Origin of the sequence: Providencia rettgeri, from assembly GCF_023205015.1 — a bacterium.
Taxonomy (GTDB): Bacteria; Pseudomonadota; Gammaproteobacteria; order Enterobacterales; family Enterobacteriaceae; genus Providencia; species Providencia rettgeri_E.
In genome coordinates, this window is record NZ_CP096258.1 from 4306756 (window position 1) to 4318840 (window position 12085).

The window sequence follows — 12085 nt, forward strand, 5'->3', positions numbered from 1 at the left end:
CTAGTCAACAATCGCTCGCATTATCGCATAAAAAACAGACGGAAAACCAGATATGATCGTCGTTCAGGTGGCTTTACCTGTCCCTTTAAACCGCACATTTGATTATCGCCTTCCTGATAACATGCCACTCCCTGTTGTCGGCAGCCGTGTTATGGTGCCATTTGGCAAGCGCCAAGCCCTTGGTATTGTGGTAAAGCACAGCGATAAAAGCGAGTTTGCTGAAGATAAATTAAAAGCCATCGAGTTGGTTCTCGACCACCAAACACTCTTCCCTGATGATATTTGGCAACTCTTACTGTGGTCTTCTCAGTACTATCATTACCCAATAGGCGAAGTACTCTTCCACGCATTACCCACGCTGTTGCGCCAAGGTAAACCCGCTGAATTTACCCCTATTTGGCAATGGCAAGTAACGGATGAAGGCTTAGCGGTTGACCTTAATGAGCTAAAACGTTCTCCAAAACAGCAGCAAGCTCTTGCACTTCTGCGTCGTCGACCCGTTTATCGCCATCAAGTCAGTGAGCTTGAAATCAGTGAAAGCGCTTTGCAAGCACTGAAAAAGAAAGCTTATATTGATTTGCACCCCGTTCCACCGACTAGCGAAAAGTGGCAACCAAGCTTCACAGTTTGTGGTGAAAGGCTGCGTCTTAATAGTGAGCAAGCGACAGCTGTCGGTGCTATACGTGCTGAAGATGACCAATTTTCACCATGGCTGCTCGCTGGGATCACAGGGTCCGGTAAGACGGAAGTGTACCTAAGTGTATTGGAAAATGTCCTTGCCCAAGGTAAACAAGCTTTAGTTTTGGTACCTGAAATTGGCTTGACCCCACAAACCATTAGCCGTTTTCGTGAGCGCTTCAATGCCCCCGTTGATGTGTTGCACTCAGGGCTGAACGATAGCGAGCGTTTAGCTGTTTGGTTACGCGCTAAGCAAGGGCAAAATGCCATTATTATTGGGACTCGCTCGGCACTGTTCACCCCTTTCGCCCACCTTGGCATTATTATTATTGATGAAGAGCATGACAGCTCATATAAACAGCAAGATGGCTGGCGTTATCATGCCCGTGATTTAGCGGTTTTCCGTGCTAAAAAGAACAATATACCGATTGTCATGGGTACTGCGACGCCATCATTAGAAACCTTATTCAATGTTCAACAACATAAATATCGGCAATTAAATCTCACTATTCGGGCAGGTAATGCACGCCCCGCGACTCAACACCTTATTGACTTAAAAGGCCAGCCACTAAAATTTGGCCTTTCACACTTATTAATTCAACACATTAAAGAGCACCTTGCACAAAACAATCAGGTGATTTTATTTTTAAATCGCCGTGGTTATTCCCCTGCATTGATTTGCCATGAATGTGGTTGGATTGCAGAGTGCCAGCGTTGTGACCACTATTACACCCTGCACCAAAATTTTCATCAATTACGCTGCCACCATTGCGATAGCCAGCGCCCTGTTCCTCGCCAATGCCCACAATGTGGTTCAACGCATTTAGTGCCTGTTGGTATGGGAACTGAGCAACTTGAGGAAGGGATTTGTGAACTGTTCCCTGATACCCCCGTTACCCGTATTGACCGAGATACCACCAGTCGCAAAGGGGAACTAGAGCAGCATTTGAACCAAGTGCACGAAGGAGGGGCTCGCATTCTCATTGGTACGCAGATGCTCGCCAAGGGCCACCACTTTCCTGATGTTACCTTAGTCGCCTTATTAGATGTCGATGGGGCTTTATTTTCGAGTGATTTTCGTGCAGCCGAACGGTTTGCTCAATTATACGTGCAAGTTTCTGGCCGAGCGGGACGAGCCGGTAAGCAAGGCGAAGTGTTCTTACAAACCCACCATCCCGAGCACCCTCTGTTACTCACACTGCTTGAAGAGGGTTATCACGCATTTACCCAAGAAGCGATGGAAGAGCGTAGGGTCGCGATGTTACCGCCTTACACCAGCCATATATTGATACGCTCGGAAGATCACAATAACCAAGATTCACGTCAATTTCTGCAAAATGTGCGGCAATATATTGCTGAACATCCCCAAAGTGACGCGAAAATGTGGATCCTAGGCCCTTCGCCGTCGATTCAAGCCAAACGCGGTGGCCGATTCCGCTGGCAATTGCTATTGCAACACCCTTCCCGCCTTTATCTACAGCAGTTTATGACGAAGCGACTACCAGAAATTCTTCAACAGCCAGAAAGTCGTAAAGTAAAATGGAATATTGATGTTGACCCGACAGATTGTTAACTCATTACTCATGCTAAATGATTCATTTTATCTAACCATTTAACGTTATAAACCCTGCCAATATTTTCTTCGCAGTATGTTGATAACTTTGAATTATTTACCCTATAATGCTAAACAGCTAATTTGAGCGTTTTTTATACACATTGAGTTTCGTTTATCTTTTTGCCCTTAGCATTATTTTCAAAATTTGCGAAGCAGCTCTAAAAAATGATGCAAGTCACACTTTTTATGCAAACTAGGTAACAGATATTCTTGAGAAACCAATTAGAATAACCACTAATAATGACGTACTTGCGCCATTCAAAAAAAGCAAACGATTAAATCAATCTAAGGAAGGCGTTGTGGAAAGTAAAAAACACAATAACACGGCAACAATGAAAGATGTTGCTAGTGCCGCGGGGGTTTCGACAGCGACAGTATCTAGAACACTCATGAACCCGGAAAAAGTTTCTTTGCAAACACGCCAAAAAGTCGAACAAGCGGTGATGGATGTGGGCTATTATCCTCATAACCTTGCTAGAAGCTATAAGCGCAATGAATCAAAAACGATTCTAGTACTCGTTCCTAATATCCGTGACCCTTTCTTTAGTGATGTCGTGTGCGGAATTGAAGAAATCGCTGCTCAAGAAGGTTATTTTGTTTTGATTGGGGACTGCAAACACCAAGAAAAACAAGAAAATGCCTTTATTAATCTCATTATTACCAAACAAATTGATGGCATGGTCTTATTGGGCTCAAATATTCCCTTCGATATCTCAACTGAGGAGCAGAAAAACCTCCCTCCGATTGTGATGGCAAATGAATTTGCCCCTGAACTAAAACTGCCTACTGTACATATTGATAACCTCACCGCCGCATTTAATGCGACACATTATTTGCAAAAACAAGGCCATAAACTGATTGCTTGTATTGCAGGCCCTGACCATATGCCTTTAAGTCAATACCGTTTAGAAGGTTATAAAAAAGCTATGTTGCGCACAGGCGAAAAATTGCGTGAAAATTATATTATTCGTGGTGATTTTACCCATGAAGGTGGTGCAGAAGCGGTAAAAACATTAATGTCACTGCCTGAACCACCAACTGCAATCTTTTGCCATAGTGATATCATGGCAATTGGCGCGATGTGGCAAGCGAAAAAAATGGGTTTAACGCTCCCAGATGACCTTTCTTTTGTTGGTTTCGATAACTTAGAGCAAGCAAAGTACACCTTGCCAGCCCTAACAACCATCAACCAGCCTCGCGCTGAAATTGGTCATCATGCCATGCAGTTACTACTTGAGCAGATCCATGGACACAATGTTAACCCAGGTTCACGTCTCCTAGATTCTGATTTAATCATCAGAGAGAGCACAAAAGCGCCTAAAAGCTAGTCAAAGTTGCTCAGGTTAAGTAACATGTTAAGCCAAATGACGACGAACAATTGATAACTAGTGAATTAATAGCGTGGCACAAAAAGATTATGTAGCTCGAGGGCGTTCATCCGCCCGTAAAAAAAGCAAAGGTAAATCCAAGAAAGCACAAGGACTACCAATGACAACATTGGTTGTCGCTGTCGCGATTGTTGTGCTATTTGTTGGCGGCCTGTTTTACATCACCCAAAACAAAAAGGACACGCCGCAACCCCAAGTTGTCACACCAACAACACCGGGAAACACGCTTCCACCAAAACCTGAAGAGCGTTGGCGCTATATTAAAGAGCTCGAACGTCGTGGTATGGATTCGCCAAATATTCAACAACCAAGCACAGGCAATAATATTGTGCGCCCATCCGATTTAACACCTGAGCAGCGCCAGCTATTAGAACAAATCGATTCTGATAGACGCCAGCCTGTCACTAACTTGCAAGAAATCCCTGCAAACGGTAAACCGGTGCCGCGCTCCCAAGTGCTTATCAATGAGCCCGCTCAACCTATCGAGCCAGTACAACGTAAACCGGTGGTCAATACACCTACGAAGCCTGAGGCTCAATCACCTGCCCCCGCGGCTCAACCACAAACTGCACCCAGTACTAAACCGGCCAACAATTTGCAAAATATGATTGTTCAATGCGGTTCATTCCGTACAGCTGAACAAGCTGGGTCTGTACAAGCCACTTTGGCATTTTCAGGTATTGAAAGCCGTGTAAGTGCTGGTGGCGGTTGGCACCGTATTATTTTAGGCCCTTATTCCAAGCCCACGGCCGAAAAAATGCGTGACCGCGCAGCAGGTGCAGGTGTTTCTGGTTGTATTCTTCGAGCTTCTGGGGGTTGAAAAACCCCAGCGCCCCCCCCATGTACTGTTTTAATGTACTCATGAGCGGTACTTTGTGTCTTCAACCTAGTTCAAGTGATAGTTAATTAAACAACTATCACTTGAATTTAATCTTTTGAAAATCACATTCAACCGCATTCTTTTTTTGTAATAAAACCAGGGGCTAACTCATGACAACAATCGTAAGTGTTCGCCGTAATGGCCAGGTCGTAATTGGTGGTGATGGACAGGCGACGATGGGTAATACCGTCATGAAAGGCAATGTCCGCAAAGTTCGCCGTTTATACAACGACAAAGTCATTGCCGGATTTGCCGGTGGCACCGCAGACGCATTCACATTATTTGAACTGTTCGAACGCAAACTCGAACTTCATCAGGGTCATTTAACCAAAGCAGCCGTTGAACTTGCTAAAGATTGGCGTACCGACCGCATGCTTCGTAAATTAGAAGCCTTGTTAGCTGTCGCTGATGAACACACGTCACTGATCATTACGGGTAATGGCGATGTGGTTCAACCGGAAAACGACTTGATTGCCATTGGCTCCGGTGGCCCATATGCGCAATCAGCCGCACGTGCTTTGTTAGAAAATACAGACTTAAGCGCTAAAGAAATCGCTGAAAAAGCCCTCGCAATTGCAGGTGATATCTGTATTTACACCAACCATAACGTCAACTTTGAAGAAATTTCTTCAAAATCATAAGGATTGCTAGTATGTCCGAAATGACTCCACGCGAAATTGTCAGCGAACTCGACAATCATATTATTGGCCAAAATAAAGCCAAACGCTCTGTTGCGATTGCTCTGCGTAACCGCTGGCGCCGTATGCAGTTAAACGAAATATTACGTCACGAAGTTACCCCAAAAAATATTTTGATGATTGGCCCAACAGGGGTAGGTAAAACTGAAATTGCTCGCCGCCTTGCAAAATTAGCCAATGCGCCATTTATCAAAGTTGAAGCGACCAAATTTACTGAAGTCGGCTATGTTGGTAAAGAAGTTGACTCCATCATTCGCGATTTAACTGATTCAGCCGTTAAAATGGTGCGTTTACAGTCTATCGAGAAAAACCGCTACCGTGCTGAAGAAATGGCTGAAGAGCGTATTTTAGATGTGCTTATCCCACCAGCAAAAAATAACTGGGGGCAGTCTGAGCCAACAGATGAGCATTCTCCAGCTCGTCAAGCATTCCGTAAAAAATTACGTGAAGGCCAATTAGACGATAAAGAAATTGAAATCGAAGTCGCTGCCTCCCCTATGGGCGTTGAAATCATGGCGCCTCCAGGCATGGAAGAGATGACTAATCAGTTACAATCCATGTTCCAAAACTTAGCAGGCCAAAAGCAAAAACCTCGTAAGATGAAAATCAAAGAGGCATTCAAACTGCTCGTTGAAGAAGAAGCGGCTAAATTAGTCAACCCTGAAGAACTGAAAGAACAAGCGATTGAAGCCGTTGAACAAAATGGTATTGTTTTCATCGATGAGTTCGACAAAATTTGTAAGCGTGGTGGACAAAGCTCAGGCCCAGATGTGTCCCGTGAAGGGGTTCAACGCGATTTACTGCCATTAATCGAAGGCTGCACGATTTCCACTAAACACGGGATGGTCAAAACTGACCACATCCTGTTTATTGCTTCAGGTGCGTTCCAAGTTTCGAGCCCATCAGACTTGATCCCTGAGCTCCAAGGCCGTCTACCAATTCGCGTTGAGCTACAAGCACTAACAACGGAAGATTTTGTGCGAATTCTGACTGAACCAAACGCTTCATTAACTGAACAGTATAAAGCGTTGATGGCGACAGAAGGCGTGAATATCGAATTCACGACTGACGGCATTCGTAAGATTGCGGAATCAGCATGGCAAGTCAATGAGTCAACCGAAAATATTGGTGCTCGTCGCTTACACACGGTGCTTGAACGCTTAATGGAAGATATTTCTTTTGATGCCAGTGACCGTAACGGACAAACCATCCAAATCGATGCAGACTATGTCAAACAGCACTTAGATGAGCTGGTGGCAGATGAAGACTTGAGTAGATTTATTTTATAATCTTATTAATTATCTGGTTTTCATGTATCCTTAATATACATCGACTAAAGTGCAGCTTTTATCGCTGCACTTTTTTCTATTAAATATTCCGCCCATTACATTGAAAATATTCAGGTATCTCTCTATATGATGGGTCATTAAACTATCAAGAACACGTCTCTAAAGAGTTTGAATTATAGGTAACTGCATGCAGTCGACATCCACAACAATAAGTCGTAAACAAGCTTGGATTGAAAGTCTCCGCCCTAAAACCCTACCATTAGGGGTGATTGCGATTGTGACAGGCTCTGCACTCGCTTATTTAACGAATAATTTTAAATGGCCCGTCGCTTTATTAGCACTTATCACCGCGGGTTTATTACAGATTTTATCTAACCTTGCGAATGACTATGGTGATGCGGTCAAAGGCTCTGATACAGCTGAACGTATTGGTCCATTACGTGGCATGCAAAAAGGCGTTATCACGCAAGCGGATATGAAAAAAGCGCTGAAGCTCAATATTACGGCTGCCTGTCTTTCCGGCTTACTGTTAATTATTGTCGCCTGTGAAAAACCCGAGGATGCCATTGGTTTTGTCGCATTAGGGCTCATCGCTATCGTTGCGGCCATTACCTATACCGTCGGCAAGAAACCGTATGGCTACCTAGGGTTAGGGGATATCTCTGTCTTAATATTCTTTGGCTGGCTAAGTGTTATTGGGACTTATTATTTACAAGCAAATAGTTTTAATATCATCACTGTCCTACCTGCAACGGCGTGTGGGTTGCTCTCTGTCGCGGTATTGAATATCAATAATATGCGCGATATCGAAAACGATATTAAAGCAGGTAAAAATACCCTAGCAGTGCGCTTAGGCCCCCAAGGGGCTCGCGTTTATCACGCCATTATTATTGTTGCGGCTATTTTATGTTTGGCCTTTTTTAATCTAATTTATTTACACGGCTGGAGCGGTTGGCTATTTTCACTTGCCGTACCAATGCTGATGAACCATTTACGCCGTGTTCTGAGTGACCCAACGCCAGAAGGTATGCGTCCTTTACTGGAAAATATGGTAAAAGCGGCACTCGTGACCAACGTTTTATTCTCTATTGGCGTTGTAATGAGCAAATAATAATCACTATTTGTCGTTTTTTTGACTTTTTCCGCCTATTTTTAGGCGGGTAACTTTGCCAAGTACCGTTCAAAAGGGATATACTGGTTACCTCTTGCAGCAAAAAAGACCTAACTCCTATGAAATATGATACTTCCGAACTCTGCGATATTTACCAAGAAAGCGTTAACGTGGTAGAACCCCTTTTCTCCAACTTTGGTGGACGTACTTCATTTGGCGGTCAAATCATTACAGTTAAGTGTTTTGAAGATAACGGCCTAGTGTATGATTTGCTGGAAGAGGATGGCACAGGGCGTATCCTACTCGTTGATGGCGGCGGCTCTGTCCGTAAGGCACTCATTGACGCTGAAATTGCAAGGCTAGCCGTTGATAACCACTGGGAAGGTATTGTGGTTTATGGTGCAGTCCGTCAGGTAGATGCGCTGATGGAACTTGATCTCGGTATTCAGGCTATCGCTGCGATGCCTGCAGGTTGCCCTGATGAAGGTATCGGTGAAAGTGATATCCGCGTTAATTTCGGCGGCGTCACTTTCTTCTCAGGCGATTACCTTTATGCCGATAACACTGGCATTATCCTTTCTGAAGAGCCATTAATCCCGTCTGAGAACGACGATTTTATCGAAGATGACAATATCGACGCATAATCCGTTAAAAATTCTAAAAATAAGGGCTGCAAATTATTGCAGCCCTTATTTTTATACTCTAGAACATGAGGTGTGATGAAAGTTTCTCTAAATAATTCGTGTTGTAGGTAGGCGGCAAAGTCGATAAGACCCTAGGGGCATACATAAGTATGTGACTAGGGCGAAGAGACGAAGCCAACACCCTACAATGTGAGGCATAACAAACATTTCTCTAAATAATTCGTGTTGTAGGTAGGCGGCAAAGTCGATAAGACCCTGGGAGCATACATAAGTATGTGACTAGGGCGAAGAAACGAAGCCAACACCCTACAATGTGAGGCATAACAAACATTTCTCTAAATAATTCGTGTTGTAGGTAGGCGGCAAAGTCGATAAGACCCTGGGAGCATACATAAGTATGTGACTAGGGCGAAGAGACGAAGCCAACACCCTACAATGTGAGGCATAACAAACATTTCTCTAAATAATTCGTGTTGTAGGTAGGCGGCAAAGTCGATAAGACCCTGGGAGCATACATAAGTATGTGACTAGGGCGAAGAGACGAAGCCAACACCCTACAATGTGAGGCATAACAAACATTTCTCTAAATAATTCGTGTTGTAGGTAGGCGGCAAAGTCGATAAGACCCTAGGAGCATACATAAGTATGTGACTAGGGCGAAGAGACGAAGCCAACACCCTACAATGTGAGGCATAACAAACATTTCTCTAAATAATTCGTGTTGTAGGTAGGCGGCAAAGTCGATAAGACCCTAGGAGCATACATAAGTATGTGACTAGGGCGAAGAGACGAAGCCAACACCCCTACAACGCGAAGTATGACGAGAAATTACACTTCTTCCATCTTACCGAGCAAAGTCCGCAGACGCTCTTGCCAAGCTTGCTGCTCTTGTTTTAATTGTTCATTTTCACGCACTAATGAATCCGTACCTGATTTTGCGGTTTCAAGTTCTTGGCTTAACGCACCGTTTTTATCTTTTAGTTCATCGATTTCCATTTGTAACAGTGTGATTGTATCAATCGCTTGTTGTACTTTGGATTCGAGTTTCTCAAATACTTCAAATGACATAATTCTGGTCTCCCTTATCAGCTTTTACACGATTGTAAGTAGCATGATCCTCTGTGTCCAGTTCCTTCCTTCTGAATCGTAATAACCTTCATTAAAAAACACTGGTCAGATCACACCGCAAAGGTCGAATCCGTCACTATTTTTGATTGTTTTATTTCGTTTTGGTGATGTAACACACACTTTTCAATTTCGATATTTCTCGTTTATGTTCTTTAACGATAAATTTACAGTTAATGATTTTCGATTAGAAAATCTTAACTTAAAAAAACATTACAATATTTTTCATTTTCGTAGGATAGAAACGTATGAGCCAAATGACGACTACATCACTCACCGGTCAGTGCATCTCAGAGTTTTTAGGGACTGCGCTACTGGTCTTTTTTGGTCTAGGTTGTGTTGCTGCCGTTAGAATCGCGGGTGCACAACTAGGCTTATGGGAAATTAGTATTATCTGGGGCTTCGGCGTTGCTTTAGCCGTTTACCTCACCGCTGGCACCTCGGGTGCCCACCTAAACCCAGCCGTCACTCTCGCATTATGGCTGTTTGCGTGTTTTGATAGACGCAAAGTCGTGCCTTATATCATTGCCCAGATGCTAGGTGGCTTCTTTGCAGCCGCATTAGTCTACTCAATGTATTCCCCAGTATTTTTCGATTACGAGCAAGTCCACCATATTATTAGGGGCTCGCAAGAAAGCTTATTTACTGCAGGTGTTTTCTCAACCTACCCCGCCCCACAAATTAGCGTTCCACATGCATTTTTTATTGAAGTCATTATTGCAGCCATTCTTGTTTGCTTAATACTTGCGTTAACTGATGATGGCAACGGTGTCCCTCGTGGCCCACTCGCGCCACTGTTAATCGGTATTTTGATTGCCGTCATCGGTGGGTCATTTGGCGCGCTCACAGGGTTCGCACTCAACCCTGCTCGTGACTTTGGCCCAAAAGTTGTGGCTTATCTCGCAGGTTGGGGGGATATTGCCCTGACTGGTGGCCGCGATATTCCGTATTTCCTTGTCCCATTGACAGCACCTATTGTTGGTGGTCTGCTAGGCGCATTCGCCTATCGCAAACTGATTGGTCGCCACTTACCTTGCATGGTATGTGAAGAAGAGACCAAAACAGAAAAATTATCCGTTAAAAACACCAAATCCTCGGAACAGGCTTAAATTATGACAACTGAAACCACTATTGCGAAAAAGTATATTGTTGCACTCGACCAAGGCACAACCAGCTCACGCGCTGTTGTACTCGACCATGATGCAAATATTGTCAGTATTTCACAACGTGAATTCACCCAAGTTTATCCTAAACCAGGTTGGGTGGAACACGACCCAATGGAAATTTGGGCATCGCAAAGCTCAACACTTGTCGAAGTACTCGCTAAAGCGGATATTCGTACCGATGAAGTCGCTGGCATTGGGATCACTAACCAACGTGAAACCACCATCGTATGGGAAAAAGCCACAGGTAAGCCTGTTTATAATGCGATTGTATGGCAATGTCGTCGTACTGCTGATTTTTGTACGCATCTAAAACAAAATGACCGCGATTTAGAAGAGTATATTCGCCAAAATACGGGGCTGGTTGTTGACCCCTATTTCTCCGGTACCAAAGTAAAATGGATTTTAGATAATGTTGAAGGCGCACGTGAACGTGCTGAGAAAGGCGAATTACTGTTTGGGACGGTGGATACTTGGCTCGTTTGGAAAATGACACAAGGGCGTGTTCATGTCACCGACTACACCAATGCCTCTCGAACTATGTTATTCAATATCCGTAACCTTGAGTGGGATGACAAAATTCTCAAAGCGCTCAATATTCCACGTGCAATGCTCCCTGAAGTACGCCCCTCTTCCGAAGTCTACGGGCAAACCAATATTGGGGGGAAAGGTGGGACTCGTATCCCAATTTCAGGGATGGCGGGAGACCAACAAGCCGCGCTATACGGCCAACTGTGTGTAAAACCGGGTATGGCTAAAAATACCTATGGAACAGGTTGCTTCTTACTACTAAATACAGGGGAAACCGCTGTACGCTCAAACCACGGGTTGTTAACGACCATCGCTTGTGGGCCGAGAGGCGAAGTCAATTATGCCCTTGAAGGTGCTGTATTCGTGGGCGGAGCATCTATTCAATGGCTGCGTGATGAACTGAAATTGATTGATGAATCGACAGACTCAGAGTACTTTGCCACTAAAGTGAAAGACAGTAATGGCGTGTATGTTGTTCCCGCCTTTACAGGCTTAGGCGCACCCTATTGGGACCCGTATGCGCGTGGCGCTATTTTTGGCCTAACGCGTGGTGCAAACCGCAACCACATCATTCGTGCAACCTTAGAGTCCATCGCTTATCAAACCCGTGATGTACTTGATGCAATGCAAGCAGACTCTGGTGAGCGCTTAAAAGCACTGCGGGTTGATGGGGGCGCTGTCGCCAATAACTTTTTAATGCAATTCCAGTCAGATATTTTAGGTACCCCTGTTGAGCGTCCTGAAGTGCGAGAAAGCACCGCATTGGGCGCCGCTTACCTTGCAGGTTTAGCCGTTGGTTTCTGGAGTAATCTTGATGAGTTACAGAGCAAGGCGACCATTGAGCGTGTATTCAAACCAGGTATTGAAACGACGGAACGTAATTTCAAATACGAGGGATGGAAAAAAGCCGTAGCACGCGCCCAAGAGTGGGAAGACCGCGGCTAGTCTATTTTTAACCGCCTT

General features: G+C 44.4%; 10 protein-coding genes. 9 read left to right on the top strand and 1 reads right to left on the bottom strand.

Translation table 11 applies throughout. The features are described 5' to 3' along the window. The first annotated feature begins 52 nt into the window (after positions 1 to 52). The 7 genes from priA (at position 53) to rraA (ending at position 8303) form a co-directional block, all read left to right on the top strand. Positions 53 to 2251, top strand: coding sequence for a primosomal protein N' (gene priA / locus M0M83_RS19800; RefSeq protein ID WP_248467231.1), 2199 nt, complete (start codon positions 53 to 55; stop codon positions 2249 to 2251). A gap of 341 nt (positions 2252 to 2592) precedes the next feature. Beyond that, complete coding sequence (gene cytR, locus M0M83_RS19805; protein WP_125893480.1) at positions 2593 to 3621, top strand: DNA-binding transcriptional regulator CytR; 1029 nt, start codon at positions 2593 to 2595, stop codon at positions 3619 to 3621. Between the two features lie 73 nt (positions 3622 to 3694). Then, positions 3695 to 4501: a cell division protein FtsN gene (gene ftsN / locus M0M83_RS19810; protein WP_213914545.1), complete on the top strand. Its 807-nt coding sequence runs from the start codon at positions 3695 to 3697 to the stop codon at positions 4499 to 4501. 170 nt (positions 4502 to 4671) lie between these two features. Continuing rightward, positions 4672 to 5202 (top strand): ATP-dependent protease subunit HslV, encoded by a 531-nt coding sequence (gene hslV, locus M0M83_RS19815; RefSeq protein WP_004265304.1) that lies wholly within the window; start codon positions 4672 to 4674, stop codon positions 5200 to 5202. Between the two features lie 11 nt (positions 5203 to 5213). After that, the gene (gene hslU / locus M0M83_RS19820; protein WP_125893484.1) at positions 5214 to 6548 is read left to right on the top strand and encodes an HslU--HslV peptidase ATPase subunit; all 1335 of its coding nucleotides are present in this window, start codon (positions 5214 to 5216) and stop codon (positions 6546 to 6548) included. Positions 6549 to 6735: 187 nt separating this feature from the next. Then, positions 6736 to 7659 carry a 1,4-dihydroxy-2-naphthoate polyprenyltransferase gene (locus M0M83_RS19825; protein ID WP_248467232.1) on the top strand — a complete coding sequence of 308 codons (924 nt, stop codon included), beginning with the start codon at positions 6736 to 6738 and terminating at the stop codon, positions 7657 to 7659. A gap of 119 nt (positions 7660 to 7778) precedes the next feature. Beyond that, positions 7779 to 8303, top strand: coding sequence for a ribonuclease E activity regulator RraA (gene rraA / locus M0M83_RS19830; protein ID WP_125893488.1), 525 nt, complete (start codon positions 7779 to 7781; stop codon positions 8301 to 8303). A gap of 828 nt (positions 8304 to 9131) precedes the next feature. On the opposite strand, the gene zapB is transcribed toward rraA, so the two are convergent. Then, on the bottom strand, positions 9132 to 9371 hold the full coding sequence (gene zapB / locus M0M83_RS19835) for a cell division protein ZapB (RefSeq protein ID WP_004265299.1): 240 nt from the start codon (positions 9369 to 9371) through the stop codon (positions 9132 to 9134). 305 nt (positions 9372 to 9676) lie between these two features. Here zapB and M0M83_RS19840 point away from each other — a divergent pair, with 305 nt between their 5' ends. Then, positions 9677 to 10537 carry an MIP/aquaporin family protein gene (locus M0M83_RS19840; RefSeq protein ID WP_125893490.1) on the top strand — a complete coding sequence of 287 codons (861 nt, stop codon included), beginning with the start codon at positions 9677 to 9679 and terminating at the stop codon, positions 10535 to 10537. Between the two features lie 3 nt (positions 10538 to 10540). Continuing rightward, positions 10541 to 12067: a glycerol kinase GlpK gene (gene glpK, locus M0M83_RS19845; RefSeq protein WP_140172857.1), complete on the top strand. Its 1527-nt coding sequence runs from the start codon at positions 10541 to 10543 to the stop codon at positions 12065 to 12067. Positions 12068 to 12085 lie beyond the last annotated feature (18 nt).